The sequence below is a fragment of the Kribbella lupini genome (genome assembly GCF_039529595.1).
In the GTDB taxonomy this organism is placed as follows: Bacteria; Actinomycetota; Actinomycetes; order Propionibacteriales; family Kribbellaceae; genus Kribbella; species Kribbella lupini.
The window spans coordinates 457,009-474,765 of the sequence record NZ_BAAANC010000003.1 but is presented as its reverse complement, the minus strand read 5'-3'; the positions used below and the strand labels follow the sequence as shown (position 1 = coordinate 474,765).

Genomic DNA, 17,757 nt, shown 5'->3' with positions numbered 1-17,757 from the left:
GCCATGGGTCCGTTGGAACTGCTCGGGCACCCGGTGCGGCTCCGGGTGGTGCACGCCCTGCGGGGCGGGCGCGTGTTGACCACCGCCGAGCTGGGTGAACACATCCCGGACGTGTCGAAGGCGACGCTCTACCGGCACGTCGAGCTGCTGGCCGAGGGTGGCGTGCTCGAGGTGGCCGAGGAGCGCCGGGTGCGCGGAGCGGTGGAGCGGCTGTACCGGTTGCGGGCGGACCGGGCGTCGATCGACCCCGCGATGATCGCGTCGCTGACCGCTGACGATCATCGGCAGGGCTTCGCTGCCGCGATGGCCGTGCTGGTTGCCGAATTCAACCTGTATCTCGACCACGAGCAGGCCGATCCCGTCGAGGATCTCGTCGGCTACCGTCAGCACGCCGTCTGGTTGAGTCCCGACGAACTGACCACGCTGATCGAGGGCATGCGCGCCGCGATCCTCCCCGTGCTGTCGAACGAGGCAACCGCCGAACGGACCCGGTACCTGCTCAGCCCGATCCTCTTCCCGGCTGAGGATCCGGGGAGTAGCTGACCGTCGTACGACGCGCGCCGAGGGCCTGCCTCAGCCGGCCAGGTCGGCGATGACGCCGAAGTGGTCGGAAGCGTGCACACCGTCGACCGGCTGGGCGAGGAGACGCTCGCAGGAGTTGATCCGCAGCGTCGGGCCGCGGTCGTCGCACCGGACCATCAGGTAGTCGATCCGCCGGGGCGGGATCCTCGACCAGTCCGCCTCGGCGACGATCAGCGGGTTCTCGATCGTGAAGGTGTGGCCGGGCTCGTCGCGGTGCGCGAACTCCCAGGCGTCCTGGTAGTTCACGCTGAGATCGCCGAGGGACTGCCGCCCGGTCCAGAACCGGATGCTCGCCGTCTCCGGGCGCGCGTCGAAGTCGCCGGCCAGTACGACGTGCACGTCGGGCCGCCCGGCCACCGCCTGCTCGATGGCGCGGGCCGCGTCGACGGCCTGCAGCTCGCGTTCGCGTTCGTACGGGACCTGCCAGTTGGGCTTGTGGTGCGCGAGCAGGACCCGGCCGACCGGGGTGTCGAACTCGGCGAGCGTGCTCCGGCCGGGAAAGTCGTCCGGGTCGACGCGGTCGGTGACGAGGTGGTCGACCTCGCGCACCTCCTGCGGTTCCCAGCGGGCCGCGATCGAGCAGCCGACGCCCTCGCGGGCCCGCCGGCCCTGGTGAAGCAGGTGGTACTCGTCGCCGAGGAGCTCCCGAACCTGGTCGTACTCGCCGTTGACCACGGTCTCCTGCACTGCGATCAGGTCGGGCTGCAGCCGGGCGAACTCGGCCCTCAGCACCTCCCGGCGGGCCGGCCAGTCGCCGTGCCGGCACCAGATGTTGAGCGTTGCGACGCGTACCATTCCTGTCATCGGGGCCTCCTTGCCCGACCGCGTACCCAGACCGCGGCGCCCGAATCGCCCGCCTCAGGCGACCTGGTCGGTGGGGCGGATCAGGATCTCGTTGACCGCGACGTGCGCCGGCTGGTTGACGGCGTACAGGACGGCCTCGGCGACGTCCTCGGGGCGCAGGGTGCGGACGGAGGCGTACAGCTTCGCGGCCATCTCGAGCATCGCGGGGTCGGTGACGTGGCTGGCGAGTTCGGTGTCGACCATGCCAGGCGCGATCTGTACGACGCGGACGCCTTGAGTGGTGACCTCCTGGCGCAGGGCCTCGGTGAACGCGTTGATGCCGAACTTCGTCGCGGCGTACGCCCCGCTGCCGGCCGACGCTGTGCGGCCCGAGGTCGAAGACGTCTGGATGATCGTGCCCTTGCTCTCCAGCAGGTAGGGGAGCGCGGCGTGCGCGACGTACATGCTGCCGAGCAGGTTGGTCTGGACCATGCGGTTCCATTCGCTGGTGTCGGCGCCTTGCACTGGGCCGACCAGCATGACGCCCGCGTTGTTGACGACGATGTCGAGCCGGCCGTACCGCTCGACGGTGGCGGCGACGGCGTCCCGTACGGACTGCTCGTCGGATACGTCGAGCTTCACCGGGAAGATCTCGCCGCCAGTCAGTGCTGCCAACCGATCGGTACGGCGGGCGCCGGCCGTGACCTTCACTCCGGCCTTGGCCAAAGCCGTGGCGACGGCGGCGCCGATGCCCGACGACGCTCCGGTGACGAGCGCGACCTTGCCTTCCAATGACTGCATTTCTTGTCTCCTTCGTGCTTAAGATGACCGGCTGGTCCGTTTAACAACCGTAGCATCTAACCGGACCGACTGGTCAACTTAGGTACGCTGACAGTGTGAATGTGAGCGAAGGAACCCGGCCGCAGCGGGCTGACGCCGTACGGAGCCGGGTGCAGTTGATGACCGCGGCGCGTGACGTGTTCGCCGTACGCGGCACTGAGGCGACGATCGCCGAGATCGCCGCGAGCGCCGGCCTCGGCAAGGGCACGGTCTTCCGGCACTTTGCGAACAAGGACGAGCTGGTCGCGGCGATCGTCGACGAGATGATCGACGACCTCGTCGCGAAGACCGAGAACCTGTTGCGGGCCGACGATCCCGCCGAAGGCCTGCGCGGCTTCATGACCGCGGGCATCGAGCTCCAGGTCCACAACCAGGCCTTCTGCGACGTCGCCGCCGGCGCCGCCGTACGCGAGCACCCGGTCCTGAAGCCGAAGATCGCCCGGCTGGAATCAGCCGTCGAGGCCCTCGTCACCCGCGCCCGCGACGCGGGCGCCGTCCGCGCCGACATCACCGGCCAGGACGTGATGCTGCTCCTTACCGGCATCTACCAAACCGCCGCCCCGGCCCTGCCGGACTCCCCAGACATCTGGCGCCGCTACCTCGCCCTGACCTTCGACGGCCTCCAACCCACCGCCGCCCGCCCGCTCCCGCAGCCCGCGCCGGGCGGATAACCGCCCGCCCGCCCGGTCGCCACTGCATGAGCATCGGGACCTTGAACACCTAGTGGGGACCTCGGACACCAAATAACTTGTCCCAGGTCCCCATTAGGTGTCCAAGGTGCCCGCGGAGGCTTGATCTACTGATGCGTTGTACGACGACTGACGCCTTGTTCGACGAGTAGCGCGGTGTACGGGGGCAGTCGTGAGAATGGCGCGCAGTCGGCAGGGGCAGGCTCGGCTGCCGGCGGTCGGTCGCGAGGTTGCGTCAGGCGATCAGCGTCGGCGACCGGATGCGGCGGGGACGCTCAGGGTGGCGGCGGGAGGCGTGAGGGCTGCTGGTTGAGGCGGATCAGCGCAGCGCGGTGCCGTGGGTGTGGGTGATGAGGGTGAGGTCCTCGCGAGTGGGCAGGGACTCCCAGTCGCCGTACGCGCCGACGCAGAAGGCACCTGAGGTGGTGGCTCGGATGAGGCGTTGGTCGGGGGTGAGGTTGTCGAGGGTGGCGGAGAGGTAGCCGGAGACGAAGGCGTCGCCGGCGCCGATGCTGTCGACGACGGTGACCGGGAGGGCCGGCTGGTGGAGGGTGCCGGCGGGGGAGTGCGACCAGGCGCCTTTGCCGCCTGCGGTGACTACGACCTCTTTGATGCCGGATTCGAGCAAGGCGGCGACCGGGTCGGTGGCGTCGGTGAGGAGGTCGAGCTCGTCGTCGGAGGCGAAGACGGTGTGGACGTGGGGGAGTAGTTGCTTGAGGCAAGCGGATGCTTCGGCGCGGGACCAGAGGCGGGCGCGGTAGTTGACGTCCAGCGAGACCTGTACGCCGGTCGCGGCCTCCGCGGCGGCGAGCGTGGCGGCGCGAGCGGTGTCGGAGAGCGCGGGGGTGATGCCGGTCAGGTGGAGCAGCTTCGGGGCAGCGCTGGTGATTGCCTCGACGCACTCGTCGGGGGTGAGGGTCGAGCCGGCCGAACCGCGGCGGTGGTAGCTGACGCGCGTGATGTCGTGCGCGGGCTGGTCGAACGCGATGAACCCGGTGAAGTCGGTGTCGGAGAACCGCACGTACGAGGTGTCGACGCCCTCCGCCCTCAGCGTCCGGTGGATCAACCGCCCCGGCTCGTCGTTGCCGACGGCACCGAGCCACGCGGCCTGGTGCCCGAGGCGCGAGAGCCCGATGGCAACGTTGCTCTCCGACCCGGCGATCGACAGATGAGCTTCCCCACCGAGCCGCATCGCCGCCCGGGTCCGAAGCGACACCATCGTCTCGCCGAGCGTCAAAACCTCAGGCATCGGCGACCGCCTTTAGGAAGTCTCGGGCTCGGGTGGCCAGCTCCTGCTGGGAGCCGCCGGTGCCGGCGTCGCCTAGGAGAGGGGAGCCAACGCCGACTGCCACGGCGCCGGCCGCCAGGTACTCCGGTGTGATGGCGGCGTCGACTCCACCTACGGCGAGCAGGGGAGCGTGGGGGAGGGGCGCGCGGAGTTCGCGGAAGTAGCTGGGGCCGTAGACCTTGGCGGGGAAGATCTTCACCGCGGTGGCGCCGAGGTCGAGGGCGGCGACGACCTCGGTGGGGGTGAGGGCGCCGCAGAGGAGCGGGAGGCCGAGTTCGACGCTGCGGTGGGCGCCTCGGGTGATCGCGGGGGTGACGACGAAGCCGGCGCGGGCGGCGGCGACCTCGTCGGCCTGGGCGGCGGTGACGACCGTACCGGCGCCGATCAGCACCGACGGGTCGAACTCCGCACGCGCCTTCGCGATCGCCTCGGCGCCGCCGGGCGTGGTCAGCGAGACCTCGAGGGTGGTGATCCCGGCGCCGACGAGCGTCCGGACGCACTCCAGGGCGCGGTCCGGTCCGTCCGCGCGGATGATCGCGAGCACCTTGCGGCGCCGCAGTTCGGCCAGCAGATCCATGTCTCCTCCAAAGCTCAAACGCTAGTCGATCAGGTCCGAGTTCTCACCGTGGTCAGGCACCGGCCTGGCGGTGCGGCCGGGACGCCGGCGGTGATCATCGAGGCGAGCCGACAGATCTCGCGGACACGACCAGCCGCCAGGCCAGCACGCCGCCGGCGGGCACGACCGCAGCATCACCCGGCCCGGCCTCATCCAGTCCGAACACCCGCCCGAGCATCGGCTCCACACCCAAGCTCCGGTACGGCGCGCCGTCCGGGAACCCGCCGAGGTTGCGCCACAGCGCCGTCGAAACAGGTTGCCCAGGGCAACTCAAATCGAAGGTCAACTCCAACCCGCGATCCCGCACAGAAGCAGACGAACTGGAGAGGACAGCCCCGACAGCGGTGCCATCAGTCGGCCCGTAGGTTCCCAAAGCAGTAGACCAAGATCCTTCAACCCAAGGCCCGGCATCCGGATAGAGCCGGCAGCCGGTCCCCGCTGGAACCTCAACGGACGCACCGACAGCACAATCCAGCAAAGCATGTGCCGCCCACACGAACCGGTAGCCGGCAAGTGCAACAAGCTTGTAGTCGACGGCAATAGAATTCTCGTCGCCGTTCATCCGGCGGTACAACACAGCCTCGTCCCAGCGAGCAGACTCCCACTCGCCGTCCGACGCCCACACCTGATTCCACAGCCCGCCATGGTCAGGCGTACCACGAACCGTCGGAAAGCACTCGTCGAGCCCGCCGGCGTCCGTGAAGGCCGAGTGCCCAGTACGCGGCCCCGAGACCAACCCGGGCCCCGACCACAGCCACTCACGCCCGCCGAGGACCAGCGAAGTCCACCGCCCGCCGTCCTCCAGATCCACTCTCACCATTCGGCGAAGGATCCGTCCTCGTGGGTCCACAGCGGGTTGCGCCAGGTGTGGCCCTTCCGATCAGCAGCCCGTACGGCCGCCTCGTCGACCTCGATCCCGAGCCCGGGCAGCGGGTTGTACTCCGCGTGCCCGTCGACCCAGGTGAACGGCGCCGGATCCACCACGTACGACGTGAGGTCGCTCGCCAGGTTGTAGTGGATCCCGCGGCTCTGCTCCTGGATCAGGAAGTTCGGCGTCGCGAACGAAACCTGCAGCGACGCCGCCAGCGAGATCGGTCCCAGCGGGCAGTGCGGTGCGAACAGCGCCCCGTGCGACTCCGCCAGCGAAGCGATTCGCCGCAGCTCCGAGATCCCGCCCGCATGCGACACGTCCGGCTGCACCACGGCAACCCCAGCGTCCAGCGCAGGCAAGAACTCCGACCGGTTGTAGAGCCGTTCACCCAAAGCGATCGGCACCGTCGACCCGTCGACGATCGCCGGCAGATGCCGAAGGTGCTCCGGCAGCACCGGCTCCTCGACGAAGAGCGGATGCAGATCCTCCACCGCGTGCAAGATCCGCCGAGCCCCCGCGACGCCAACCCGTCCGTGCAAATCGATCGCGACATCGAGCGAATCCCCGAGCACCGCTCGCGCCGCCGCCAGCCGGTCCACGATGCCGACGATGTCGGCCCGCGACGGCGACGGCTGGATCAGCCCGCTCGCATTCATCTTCACCGCGGTCATTCCGGCCGCGACCTGTTCGGCGACCTGTTCCGCGATCTCGCCCGGCTCGTCCCCGCCGACCCACGCGTAGACCCGCGCCCGGTCCCGCACCCGTCCGCCGAGCAGCGACGACACCGGAGCGCCGTACACCTTGCCGGCGATGTCCCACAGCGCGTGATCGAGCCCCGCGACCGCGCTGCTCAGCACCGGCCCGCCGCGGTAGAAGCCGCCCTTGCTCAGGATCTGCCAGTGCCGCTCGATCTGCAGCGGGTCCTGGCCGATCAGGTACTCCGACAGGACCTCGATCGCGGTCCGCACGACCTCGGCGCGGCCCTCGACCACCGGTTCGCCCCAGCCGACGACGCCGTCGCTGGTCTCGATCCGGCAGAACAGCCAGCGCGGCGGGACCAGGAACGTCTCGATCCGTTCGATCTTCACTTGCGACCCCGACCGGACTTCTTGGAGCCAGTACTGCGGACGTCGGACAGGTCCTCGGCGGCCTTCGCCAGCAGCTCGCGCATCGCCAGCTCGGCGCCCTCGGGGTCACGCGCCCGGACGGCCTCGACCACGCGCTGGTGGCTCGGGACCGGGTCGTCGGACGGTTTCGCCTTGTGCACCAAGCGGTCGCGCCCGGCCAGGCCGGTCTCCATGATGACCTCCATCTTGGTCAGCAGCTCGTTGCCGGTCGACGCCAGCAGCGCCTTGTGGAACGCCAGGTCGGCCTCGGCCGCGGAGATGTCGTCGGTCGCCGAGGCCATCGCGGCCAGCGCGGTGTCGAGCGCCGCCAGGTTGGGGTCGTCGGCCCGGATCGCGGCCAGGCGCGCGGCGGCCGGCTCGACGATGCCGCGGACCTCGTGCAGCTCCTCGAGCAGCTCGGGCCGTACGTCGTCGTCGAAGTGCCAGCGGATCATGTCCGCGTCGAGCAGGTTCCAGTCCGAGCGCGGCCGGACGAACGTGCCGCGCTTCTGCCGTGCGTCGACCAGCCCCTTGGCGGTCAGCACCTTGAGTGCTTCCCGTACGGCGGTCAGGCTGACGCCGAGGTCGGCCTGCAGGTCGGGCACGTTGATCGTCGCGCCCTCGGGGATCTGCCCCGACAGGATGCGCTGCGCCATCACCTCGACGATCTGCCCGTGCAGTCCCCGCGACATCCCTCGCTGAATCCCCGTCACGCCGCTCTCCCCATCACCCTGGTCGTCGAACTCGTCATACCCGCTCCGCCGCCGCTCACGCCGAGTCCTTGACCGCGGTCCAGCCGCCGTCGACCGCGAGCGTCGCCGCGGTCACGAACGACGCCTGGTCCGACAGCAGGAACGCGATCGCCGCCGCCACCTCGTCGGGCCGGCCGAGCCGTCCGATCGCGGTCGCCCGCGCGCTCTGCTCCTTGCCCTCGGCGCTGACCCGGTCCCACGCGGCGGTGTCGACCGGGCCCGGAAGCACGGTGTTGACCCGGATCGATCCGCCGTACTCGACCGCCAACTGCCGGCCCAAGGCCACCAGTGCCCCCTTCGAAGCGGCGTACGCCGGATGGCCCGGGATGCCCGCGACCGCGTGCACCGACGACACCAGCACCACCGAACCCTCGGCAGCCGCCAGGTCGTCGTACAGAGCACGGAAACCGAGGAACGCCGCCGTCAGGTTCACATCGAGCTGTCGTTGCCACGACCCCGGCGTGAGCTCGTGCGCAGGCCGAACGTCAACCGTGTAAGCGTTGCTGACCAGCCCACTGATCGCTCCGAGCTCGTCGCGCCCACGGGACAGCACCTCGGCCCAGGTGTCCGGCGCGGAGACGTCGCCGACCACCGCGATCGCGCGGCCGGGGATCTCCTTGCAGGGCTGGAGGTCCACCTGGACGACGGCCTGGCCGTCCGCGAGCAGCCGCTCCACACAGGCAGCACCGATCCCTGTCGCAGCGCCGGTCACCACGATCACCTGCACGTAAGTGTTCCTTTCGACGATGCACGATGCATCAGTTGACCGCGAGCAGCGCTTCGCGTCAACCGGTTTCTCAATAATTTACGAATTAATATTGACACTCCCGAGGTCGTCGCCGCAAGATCGTCCGCAGCAAGCACAACCGAACCACTCAGCGCACTGGAGCAGTGATGGCACCTGATCGGCGGACGTTCCTCAAGGGCCTCGGAGTACTCGGGGCCGCGGCCCTGGTGCCCGGGTGCGCCACCTCGACCTCGGGCGGCGGCAGCGGCGGCGGCTCCGCCACCGGCGAGCTCGCGCTGCAGTCGAACCTGTCGGCCGAGCAGGCCAAGGCCGCGATGGAGAAGCTGGTCGAGGCCTACAACAAGACCGGGGGCAGCACGGTCAAGCTGAACACGGTGGCCTCGGAGATCTTCCGCACCCAGCTGCCGACGTACCTGACCTCGGCCAACCCGCCGGACGTCTACACCTGGTACGCCGGTTCGGTGGCCAACTCGTACGCCGAGAAGGACCTGCTGCTCGACATCACCAGTGTCTGGGACACGATGGGCAACTACCCCAAGTCGCTGCAGACGCTGTCCACCAGCGCGGCCGGCCAGAAGGTCTTCGTGCCGACCAGCAACTACTGGTGGGGCGTGCACTACCGCAAGTCGAACTTCGCCAAGTGGGGCGTCACGCCGCCGAAGACCTGGGCCGAGTTCATCGAGGTCTGCAAGAAGATCCAGGCCCAGGGCGTCCCGGCGATCGGCATCGGCCTGGGCGACACCCCGTGGGTGGCGTCGGCCTGGTTCGACTACCTGAACATCCGGATCAACGGCGCGCCGTTCCACCGCGACCTGCTGGCCGGCAAGGGCGACTTCACCGACCCGAAGGTGAAGGCGGTCTTCACCAAGTGGCGCGAGGTGCTCCCGTACTTCGACCCCAAGGGCAAGTCGTTCCCGTTCCAGGAGGCCACCTCCGCCCTGCTGGGCGGCAAGACCGGGATGTTCCTGATCGGCACGTTCTTCGCCGACAGCGCCCCGAAGGACGCGCTCGACGACCTCGACTTCTTCCAGTTCCCGATCATCGACCCGAACGTGCCGGTGGCCGAGGAAGCGCCGACCGACGGCTACTTCGCCAGCAAGAAGGCCAAGGACCCCGAGGCGGTGAAGAAGTTCCTCACCTGGCTGGCCACGGCCGAGGCGCAGAACATCTACATCGACAACTCCTCGGGCACCGTGCTGCCGGCCAACCCCGACGGCAAGTTCGCCGACACGCCGTACGTGCGCAAGGGCAAGGCGATGCTCGAGAGCGCGGCCGAGCTGACCCAGTTCTTCAACCGTGACTCCAGCGACGCGCTGCAGCCGACCGCGGACGCGGCGCTGACCAAGTTCATGGACAAGCCTGACCAGATCGACCAGATCCTCAAGGACTGGCAGGCCGCAGCGACGAAGGTCTTCAAGGCGTGACTGCTTCAGCCATCGAGGTGAAGGCCTCCCAGCGATCGGCCAAGCGCCGGTCGCTGGGGGTCTCACCGCTCATCCTCGCCTTCGTCTTCGTACCGTTCGCGGTCGAGGCGGTCTGGGTGTTCTGGCCCGCGCTGCAGGGGTTCTGGCTGTCGCTGACCAACTGGGACGGCCTGTCCGCCCCGACGTTCGTGGGCTTCGGCAACTTCCATGACATGGTCTCGGACCCGATCTTCCGTACGGCGCTCAAGAACACCGCGATCTGGCTCGTCCTGTTCGGCGGCCTCAGCGTCGCCGGCGGCTTCGGGATGGCCCTGCTGCTGCAGAAGGAACGCCGCGGCGTCGGCATCTACCGGGCCGCGCTGTTCACGCCGGTCGTCTTCTCATTGGTGGTCACCGCGCTGATCTGGCGCGTCTTCTACCAGCCGGACGGCCTGGTCGACTCGGTCCTGCGCGGCATCGGCCTCGGCGACCTGATCCGCCCGTGGCTCGCCGATCCCGACACCGCCCTGTACGCCGTGATCCTGCCCGCGCTCTGGCGGCAGATCGGGTACGTGATGGTGCTCTACCTGGCCGGCCTGAAAGCGGTCGACCCGTCGCTGTACGAGGCGGCCCGGATGGACGGCGCGTCGGCCTGGCAACGCACCCGGTACGTGACGATCCCGCAGCTCAAGGGCGTGAACTCGGTCGTGCTGTCGGTGATCGTGATCGACTCGCTGCGGTCGTTCGACATCGTCTGGTCGATGACCAAGGGCGGCCCGTACCACTCCTCGGAGCTGCTCAGCACGTACATGTACTCGACCGCGTTCCAGTCCACCCAGCTGGGCTACGCCTCCGCGATCGCCGTGGTGATCTTCCTGCTCGCGCTCGCGGTCATCCTCGGCTACCTGATCCGTGCCTTCCGGGAGGAGACATGACCAACCGCTTCAAGACCGGCGGCTACCACCTGGCGATGGGGCTGGTCTCGTTGCTGTGGGTGGCGCCGATCCTCTGGGTGATCGTGATCTCGTTCCGCAGCTTCGACGACGTCGCGGCGAACGGGCTCGGCTCGCTGCCGCACTCGTTCACGTTCTCGACGTACGTGCAGGCCTGGCAGGACGCGGACGAGTTCCGGGCCCTGGTCAACAGTCTGCTGGTCACCATCCCGGCGGTGCTGCTGAGCCTCGGGCTCGCCTCGATCGCGGCGTACGGACTGGCCCGGTACAACATCCCGTTCCGCCGGACCGTCCTGCTGCTGATGCTGATGGGCAACCTGCTGCCGCCGCAGATCCTGCTGATCCCGATCTCCCGGTTCGTCGAGCTGATCGGGTACTACGACACGTTGATCGCGCTGATCGCCGTGCACGTCGGGTTCGGGCTGGGCTTCTACACCTTCGTGCTGCACGGCTTCATGCGGGACCTGCCCAAGGAGATCCAGGAGGCCGCGACGATCGACGGCGCCGGCCCCGGCCGGATCTTCTCCAGCGTGATCCTGCCGCTGACCCGCCCCGCCCTGGCCGCGCTCGGCGCGCTCTCGTTCACCTGGATCTTCAACGACCTGCTCTGGTCGATCACGGTGATCCGGTCCGGCGACAAGATGCCGGTCACGCCGGCGCTGCTCGGGTTGCAGGGCCTGTTCGTCTCGTCGTGGAACGTGATCGCGGCCGGCACGGTGATCGCGGCGGTGCCGACGGTCGCGGTGTTCCTGCGGTTCCAGAAGCACTTCGTCGGTGGGCTGGCGATCGGAGCGGTCAAGTGACCCGGTGGACGCTGCGCGGCGCCGGTACGGCGTACGTCGTGGCCGTGCCGGAGCACGGTCAGTGGGCGTCGCTCGTTGCCTGGGGCCCGCATGCCGTTGCCGACGGCCCGTCGCTGACCGCGCCGGTCGGGACCGAGCACTTCCTGCCGCGGGCGGACATCGAGCCGCTCGAGTACGGCGTACGTGGTGTGCGCTACACGAGTCCCGCCGAGTTGGTTGTGAGCGGTCCGGACGGGAGCGACGAGTGCCGGCCGGTGTTCGTCGACGCTGTCCAGGACGAGGATGAACTGGCGCTGACGTTCGCCGATCCGCTGCGGTCGGTGCGCGTCGTCCTGCACTACCGGATGCCGGCCGGTCTCGACGTGGTCGAGCGGTGGGTTGCCGTGCACAACGACGGTTCGGACGAGCTCAGGCTGCACGAGCACGACTCGGCCGGGTTCGTGGTCCCGACGTCGGAGGGCGCGGTGATCCGGTCGCTGTGGGGCGAGTGGAACAGCGAGTTCCAGCAGGAGTCGGTGGTGCTGCGACGGGGGCGGTTCACCGTTGACAGCCGGCAGGGCATCACCGGCCACTCGTACTCACCCTTTCTGTCCGTGGCCGACGCCGGTGATCCGGCCGGTACGACGTACGGCGTTCAGCTGGCGTGGTCCGGGGACTGGCGAATGAGCGCGGACGTCGACACCACCGGGCAGACCCGGATCCAGGCGGGCCGGGCTCCGTCCAGCTTCGGTCTCGCCCTTGGCCCTGGATCGTCCTGGGTCTCCCCGGTGGCGGTCGGCGGTTGCAGTGCTTCAGGGCCTGAGGGGCTGGCTCGGGTCTTCCACGCCTACCAGAGGTCGCTGGGGCGTGACCTGCCACGGCGGGTGCTCTACAACTCGTGGTTCGCGACGGAGTTCGACATCCGGGCCGCGCACCAGCTCGAGCTGGCTCGCCGCGCGGCCGACGTCGGGGCCGAGCTGTTCGTGGTCGACGACGGGTGGTTCGTCGGGCGGAACGACGACCGGTCGGCGCTGGGGGACTGGGAGGTCGATCCGGCCGCCTTCCCGCAGGGGCTCGACACGTTCATCGCCGACCTGGGTGAGCTCGGGCTCGATTTCGGGCTGTGGGTCGAGCCGGAGGCGATCAGTCCTTCGTCGCGGCTGGCTTCGCAGCACCCGGAGTGGGTACTGCGGACCGAGGGCCGCGAGCCGGTGCAGATCCGGAACCAGTGGCTGCTCGACCTGAGCCGCGACGACGTCACGGAGTGGATCTGGCAGACGCTCGACTCGCTGCTGACGTCGTACGACATCACGTACTTGAAGTGGGACGCGAACCGGGCCCGGCTCGACGCGGGGGACCGGCGGCGTGATCTCGACGGGCTGGTCGTGGCGAACCTGTACAAGATCCTCGACCGGCTGCGCGAGCAGCATCCGCGGGTGTTCGTCGAGGGCTGCGCGGGCGGCGGCGCACGCGTCGATCTCGGCATGGCCGCGCGGGTCGACACGCTCTGGCCCAGCGACAACACGGCACCGCTGGACCGGCTGAAGATCCAGCGCGGGTTCCTGACCGGCTGGTCGCCGCACCTGATGAGCTCGTGGGTGACCGATGCCGAGGGCACCCACGACGGTCGCGAACGGTCGCTCGACTTCCGGTTCCACGTCGCGATGGCCGGCGGCCTCGGGATCGGCGCGGACCTCTCGCAGTGGACCGAGGAGCAGCTGTCCGTTGCCCGGCGCAATGTCTCCAGGTACCAGCAGATCCGCGAGACGGTTGCCCGAGGCACTGTGCACTTCCTGTCCGACGGCCTGCAGTACCACGGGGACGGCCAGTCGGTCGTGTTCCTGTGGAACACCACCGACGGGAACGTCCGCGGCACCCTTCCGACCCGCCCGCGCCGGGTCCGGTTGGCCGGCCTGGATCCCTCGAAGAACTACCGGGTGGGCGAAGAGACCCTCCCGGGGAGCTACCTGCTGGAGGTCGGTGTCAGCCCCGAGGGCGCCGACTCGCACTGCCTGGTCGTCGACTCCGTCGACTGACCCGCCCGTCCGTCCTAGGCAGCAAAGGAAACAGCGTGAAACGACTTCCCGCCTTGCTCGGCGGTCTCCTGACGGCGGCCCTGGTGTCCGCCTCGCTGGTGACCGCAACCGTCCCGGCCGCGGCGGCGCCCGCCGTCGCGTCGGTGCCCGCCGCTGCGGCAGCGCCCGCGCCGGTGCTCAGCCCCACGCCGTACCAGGGCTGGAACACCTACTTCGGTCTCGGTGGTGACTTCACCGAGGACACGATCAAGTCCGTCGCCGACACCCTCGTCAGCCGTGGGCTGGCCAAGGCCGGCTACGACATCGTCTGGCTGGACGGCGGCTGGCAGGCCGACCAGTCCCGCAGCCCCGAGGGTGACCTCGTCGCCAACCCGGCCAAGTTCCCCAGCGGCCTGAAGTCGCTGGTCGACTACATCCACGGCAAGGGCCTGAAGGCCGGCATCTACACCGACGCCGGGCCGTACATCCCGGGCAAGTGCGGCCTCGGCAGCGGCGGCGGGTACTACCAGCACGACGCCGACCAGTTCGCCGCGCTCGGATTCGACGCCGTGAAGGTCGACTTCCTCTGCGGCATCGCCGCCGACCTCGACCCGAAGACGGCGTTCACCGAGTTCGCCAAGGCGCTACGCAACAACGCCAGCAAGCGGCCGATGATCTTCAACCTCTGCAACCCGGTCACGTCGCCGGACTGGGGCAACTACCCCGAGTCGCAGCAGTCGATCAACTCGTGGACGTACGCGCCGGACATCGCGCAGTCGTGGCGGACCTACACCGACGTCGGCTTCGTGTTCGGCATCAAGTACAAGGACGTCCTGCGCAACTACGACGCGAACGCGCGGCACCCGGAGGTCGTCCGGCCGGGCGCGTACAACGACCCCGACTACCTCGCGCCGGAGCTGGGCATGTCCGACGAGGAGTTCCGCAGCCAGATGACGCTGTGGGCGGTGGCCGCGGCGCCGCTGATCATCGGCAGCGACGTGCGCAAGCTGAGCGACACCTCGATCGCGACGCTGACCGACCCCGACGTGCTCGCGATCAACCAGGACAAGGCGGTCGTCCAGGCCGTACGCGTCGGCGCGGCCGGTACGACGGAGACGTGGGTCAAGCGGCTCGCCGACGGCGGTCGCGCGGTCGTCCTGCTGAACCGTGGCGACAGCGCGAAGACGCTGACCACGACGGCCCGTTCGATCGGGCTCAGTGGTTCGCGGTTCACCCTGAAGAACGCGTGGACGAACAAGGTCACCGAGAGCGCGGGCACGATCAGCGCCGCGGTTCCGGCGCACGGTACGGCGCTGTTCCGGGTCTCGTCGGCGACCGGGGTGCCGGGTGTTTCCCACGTCACCGCCGGGATTCCTCAGGTGACCAAGGTGGGCACCGCCACGCAGCCTGCCGACATCGCACCGGTGGTTGCCGGAGGCGACGAGCTCCGGGTCGAGGTTGTCGTTCGCAACGACGGTACGCTGCCCGCGATGACGCCGGCCGTGACGCTTGCCGGTGGCACCGGCTGGACGGTCAAGTCGTTGACGAAGGCCCCGGTCCTGATCGCACCGGGTCAGCAGTTCGTGTTCGCGTTCACCGCGAAGCTGCCGGCCGGCGCGGCACCGGGGAACGCCGCGCTGACGGCGCGGACGTCGTACGGGGCGATCGGGTACGGCCGGCAGAACCAGACCACGGTCTCGCCGGTCGTGGTCGCGCCGGAGCCGCCGTCCGGCACCGCGCAGCTGTCGCACCACGACTGGATCACCGCGACCAGCGGCTGGATGACGCCGACCATCGACCAGTCCGTCGGTGGCGGGTCGCCGATCAGCCTGGTCGGCCAGACCTACGAGACGGGCATCGGCGTCGCCTCGCCGTCGCTGGTCCGGTACTACGTCGGGCAGCAGTGCAGCCGGTTCACCGCGACCGTCGGCATCGACGACGCCGTCCGCAACGTCGGTCCGGAGGGCGGCACGTCCACCTTCCAGGTCGTTGGTGACGGCAAGGTTCTGTACGACAGCGGCACCGTCGGTCGCGACGACCCGAAGCAGGTCGACGTCGACCTGACCGGCGTCCGCGTGCTCGACCTTGTCGTCGGTGACGCCGGCGACGGCGGCTACAACGACCGCGCCGACTGGGCGGCCCCCACGGCCACCTGCTGAGTCGTTCTCTCGAGGGGGCAGACCGCAGGCCGGTCTGCCCCCTCGCTGTGTTTGGGTGGTTCTCGCTTCATCCGCCTGTACGTCGTGAGGACCCTGCATGAAACTGCGTCACCGCTGGAAGCTCGGTACGGCTGCTGTCGTCAGCCTCGGTCTGGTTGTTGGTGGTGTCGCCCACATGGCGACCGCCGACACCGACGGTGCCGCAGAGCTTCCGCCCACTGGTGGATCTGTTCCTCTCAGTGCTTCCGAAGCTGCTGCCCTCGCCCCCAGCGGTGTCTCAGGGGCGGCTCGTCCAGCCGTTGCCCCGCGCCCTAAATCGTCGCAGGAGGTGGCCCGCGCGGTCGACGCAGTGCCGACGGCCGGCAAGCTGGCGATCACGGGTGTCTACCAGAGCACCAACTACTTCTGCGTGCCCGCGTCGAGTCAGGTGACGCTGGCGACGTACGGCGTGAACGTCACCCAGCAGACGCTGGCCAAGGAGATGGGCACGACCACCGAGGGGACGTACAACCGGACCGCGTTGCCGGTCGTCAACAAGTACGTCAACCCGCTCGGGTACTCGATCTGGAGCTCCGACACCACGGGCAACGCGACCAACCTGCTGAACTGGGCGGCGTACGACATCGGCACGCTGAAGCGCGCGCCGATGATCGGTGTGTGGATGGAGAAGCTGCCCTGGAACAAGGGGCTCAGCGGCCACTTCGGGCACGCGATCCTCGTCTACGGCTACGACCAGACCGCGAAGACGCTGACCGTCTGGGACCCGTGGAAGCCGACCGGCGGTACGCACACCATCGCGGCGTCGACCTTGAATGCGGCGATGCAGAGCTACGGGCTCTCGTACGTCGCCGGTCACTCCGACGCGGACCTGACCAACGCCGGCGACCTGACGGGTGACGGCCTGCCGGACATGATCGCCGTGCACCGGCCGACCGGCGCGCTCTACCGGTACACGAACAACGGCCAGGGGTCGTTCGAGGGCGGCGCGAACGCGGTCAAGATCGGCACCGGCTGGAACGGCATGACCGAGCTGACCGGCGTCGGCGACCTCACCGGCGACGGCAACGCCGACGTCGCGGCCGTCGAGAAGTCGACCGGCAAGCTGTGGCTGTACCGCGGCCCGTCGCTGTCCGGCACCACCCGGTTGCTGATCGGCAACTCCGGCTGGACCGGCATGCGCGACCTGATCGGCATCGGCAACATCACCGGCGACTCCCGCCCCGACCTGGTGACCATCGAGAAGTCCACCGGCAAGCTGTGGGTCTACCCCGGCAAGCTGAACGGCCTGGCCGCGCGCAAGCAGCTCGGCACCAGCTGGCAGAAGATGACCAAGCTCGCCGCGATCGGCGACCTGTCCCGCGACGGCAAGCCCGACTTCGCCGCCGTCGACATCGCGACCGGCAAGCTCTGGCTCTACAAGGGCCTCGGATTCGCCGGCGGCACCTCCCGCGTCGAGATCGGCACCGGAGGCTGGAACGGCATGCGCTCGCTCACCGGCTTCGGCGACCTCACCGGCGACGGCGTACCCGACCTGATCACCGTCGCGAACACCGGCGGCGACATGTACGTCTACCCCGGCAAGCCCAACGCCCTCGGCACCCGCATCAAACAAGGCAGCGGCTGGAACGGCTGACGTCCGCTCACTTCGGCCCCGACAGCACTGAACACCGGGCCCGAAGTCCGGCGCTCAGTGAGGGTGGTGGCCGGTGACTTCGCGGGAACACCGGCCACCACTACCTGCCATTTGATCAGATCCCCACCCCTTTGGGGACCAGCCACGACCTGCAGTTTCCTGCAGCCGAACAGCGCGCGGCCGTTGGAAAGTTCCGAGCCTTCCTTCCGCGGTCGCCGAGAGCGGTCGACGCCCACCACTGATCAAGCACCCCACTGAAGCGAGGCTCCCGCGTAGAGCGGGCGACCGAGGGCCGCTGCGGGGAGGTTGATCAGTGGTGGGCGTCGGCGGATCTCCACCACTCACCAAGCGTCGCGGCGGCGATCGGCTCGCGCTTGGAGTCTGCGGTGGTGCCAGGTGGGGGAGAGGTTGATGAGTGGTGGGGGTCCGCATTTCAGTGTGTGGTGGTTCCGAGGGGCGGGAGGTAGGTCTAGCACCACCATGGATTGGCGTCCTGGGTCCCTGATCGGGCACACGGAATGCGGCCAGGATTCAGGC

The 17,757-nt window shown here is 69.2% G+C and carries 16 protein-coding genes; 8 read left to right on the top strand and 8 right to left on the bottom strand.

Features of this window, described 5'->3' with window-relative positions:
• Window positions 1-3: 3 nt before the first annotated feature.
• Entirely contained in the window at window positions 4-543 is a 540-nt protein-coding gene (locus tag ABD235_RS28410; RefSeq protein WP_344179653.1) for a helix-turn-helix domain-containing protein, read from the top strand.
• 30 nt (window positions 544-573) lie between these two features.
• Here ABD235_RS28410 and ABD235_RS28405 read toward each other — a convergent pair whose 3' ends face one another.
• Entirely contained in the window at window positions 574-1,386 is an 813-nt protein-coding gene (locus ABD235_RS28405; protein ID WP_344179652.1) for an endonuclease/exonuclease/phosphatase family protein, read from the bottom strand.
• Window positions 1,387-1,440: 54 nt separating this feature from the next.
• Complete coding sequence (locus ABD235_RS28400; protein WP_344179651.1) at window positions 1,441-2,166, bottom strand: SDR family NAD(P)-dependent oxidoreductase; 726 nt, start codon at window positions 2,164-2,166, stop codon at window positions 1,441-1,443.
• A gap of 101 nt (window positions 2,167-2,267) precedes the next feature.
• Here ABD235_RS28400 and ABD235_RS28395 point away from each other — a divergent pair, with 101 nt between their 5' ends.
• Window positions 2,268-2,876 (top strand): TetR/AcrR family transcriptional regulator, encoded by a 609-nt coding sequence (locus ABD235_RS28395; protein WP_344179650.1) that lies wholly within the window; start codon window positions 2,268-2,270, stop codon window positions 2,874-2,876.
• A gap of 337 nt (window positions 2,877-3,213) precedes the next feature.
• Here ABD235_RS28395 and ABD235_RS28390 read toward each other — a convergent pair whose 3' ends face one another.
• The 6 genes from ABD235_RS28390 to ABD235_RS28365 form a co-directional block, all read right to left on the bottom strand.
• Complete coding sequence (locus tag ABD235_RS28390; protein WP_344179649.1) at window positions 3,214-4,143, bottom strand: sugar kinase; 930 nt, start codon at window positions 4,141-4,143, stop codon at window positions 3,214-3,216.
• Window positions 4,136-4,759: a bifunctional 4-hydroxy-2-oxoglutarate aldolase/2-dehydro-3-deoxy-phosphogluconate aldolase gene (locus tag ABD235_RS28385; RefSeq protein WP_344179648.1), complete on the bottom strand. Its 624-nt coding sequence runs from the start codon at window positions 4,757-4,759 to the stop codon at window positions 4,136-4,138. Before ABD235_RS28385 ends, ABD235_RS28390 begins: the two co-directional genes overlap by 8 nt.
• A gap of 94 nt (window positions 4,760-4,853) precedes the next feature.
• Complete coding sequence (locus ABD235_RS28380; protein ID WP_344179647.1) at window positions 4,854-5,609, bottom strand: hypothetical protein; 756 nt, start codon at window positions 5,607-5,609, stop codon at window positions 4,854-4,856.
• Window positions 5,610-5,611: 2 nt separating this feature from the next.
• Window positions 5,612-6,757, bottom strand: a complete 1,146-nt coding sequence (gene dgoD, locus ABD235_RS28375; protein ID WP_344179646.1) for a galactonate dehydratase — start codon at window positions 6,755-6,757, stop codon at window positions 5,612-5,614.
• Window positions 6,754-7,488 (bottom strand): FadR/GntR family transcriptional regulator, encoded by a 735-nt coding sequence (locus ABD235_RS28370; protein ID WP_344179645.1) that lies wholly within the window; start codon window positions 7,486-7,488, stop codon window positions 6,754-6,756. The genes dgoD and ABD235_RS28370 overlap by 4 nt, the downstream gene beginning before the upstream one ends.
• Window positions 7,489-7,543: 55 nt before the next feature.
• Window positions 7,544-8,254, bottom strand: a complete 711-nt coding sequence (locus tag ABD235_RS28365) for an SDR family NAD(P)-dependent oxidoreductase (RefSeq protein WP_344179644.1) — start codon at window positions 8,252-8,254, stop codon at window positions 7,544-7,546.
• Window positions 8,255-8,421: 167 nt separating this feature from the next.
• Between ABD235_RS28365 and ABD235_RS28360 the strand changes: the two genes are divergently transcribed.
• The 6 genes from ABD235_RS28360 to ABD235_RS28335 all read left to right on the top strand — a co-directional run bounded on the left by ABD235_RS28360 (window position 8,422) and on the right by ABD235_RS28335 (window position 17,220).
• Window positions 8,422-9,699, top strand: a complete 1,278-nt coding sequence (locus tag ABD235_RS28360; RefSeq protein ID WP_344179643.1) for an ABC transporter substrate-binding protein — start codon at window positions 8,422-8,424, stop codon at window positions 9,697-9,699.
• Window positions 9,696-10,613 (top strand): carbohydrate ABC transporter permease, encoded by a 918-nt coding sequence (locus ABD235_RS28355; RefSeq protein WP_344179642.1) that lies wholly within the window; start codon window positions 9,696-9,698, stop codon window positions 10,611-10,613. The genes ABD235_RS28360 and ABD235_RS28355 overlap by 4 nt, the downstream gene beginning before the upstream one ends.
• Window positions 10,610-11,434, top strand: coding sequence for a carbohydrate ABC transporter permease (locus tag ABD235_RS28350; protein WP_344179641.1), 825 nt, complete (start codon window positions 10,610-10,612; stop codon window positions 11,432-11,434). Before ABD235_RS28355 ends, ABD235_RS28350 begins: the two co-directional genes overlap by 4 nt.
• Window positions 11,431-13,449, top strand: a complete 2,019-nt coding sequence (locus ABD235_RS28345) for an alpha-galactosidase (RefSeq protein WP_344179640.1) — start codon at window positions 11,431-11,433, stop codon at window positions 13,447-13,449. Before ABD235_RS28350 ends, ABD235_RS28345 begins: the two co-directional genes overlap by 4 nt.
• A gap of 35 nt (window positions 13,450-13,484) precedes the next feature.
• Complete coding sequence (locus tag ABD235_RS28340; RefSeq protein WP_344179639.1) at window positions 13,485-15,587, top strand: NPCBM/NEW2 domain-containing protein; 2,103 nt, start codon at window positions 13,485-13,487, stop codon at window positions 15,585-15,587.
• Window positions 15,588-15,684: 97 nt separating this feature from the next.
• Entirely contained in the window at window positions 15,685-17,220 is a 1,536-nt protein-coding gene (locus tag ABD235_RS28335; RefSeq protein ID WP_344179638.1) for an FG-GAP-like repeat-containing protein, read from the top strand.
• Window positions 17,221-17,757 lie beyond the last annotated feature (537 nt).

Excerpts from the sequence above, each read along its gene's own strand:
- ABD235_RS28410 (WP_344179653.1), top strand. The coding sequence starts at position 4 with ATGGGTCCGTTGGAACTGCTCGGGCACCCGGTGCGGCTCCGGGTGGTG.
- ABD235_RS28405 (WP_344179652.1), bottom strand. The coding sequence starts at position 1,386 with ATGACAGGAATGGTACGCGTCGCAACGCTCAACATCTGGTGCCGGCAC.
- ABD235_RS28400 (WP_344179651.1), bottom strand. The coding sequence starts at position 2,166 with ATGCAGTCATTGGAAGGCAAGGTCGCGCTCGTCACCGGAGCGTCGTCG.
- ABD235_RS28390 (WP_344179649.1), bottom strand. The coding sequence starts at position 4,143 with ATGCCTGAGGTTTTGACGCTCGGCGAGACGATGGTGTCGCTTCGGACC.
- ABD235_RS28385 (WP_344179648.1), bottom strand. The coding sequence starts at position 4,759 with ATGGATCTGCTGGCCGAACTGCGGCGCCGCAAGGTGCTCGCGATCATC.
- ABD235_RS28360 (WP_344179643.1), top strand. The coding sequence starts at position 8,422 with ATGGCACCTGATCGGCGGACGTTCCTCAAGGGCCTCGGAGTACTCGGG.
- ABD235_RS28350 (WP_344179641.1), top strand. The coding sequence starts at position 10,610 with ATGACCAACCGCTTCAAGACCGGCGGCTACCACCTGGCGATGGGGCTG.
- ABD235_RS28335 (WP_344179638.1), top strand. The coding sequence starts at position 15,685 with ATGAAACTGCGTCACCGCTGGAAGCTCGGTACGGCTGCTGTCGTCAGC.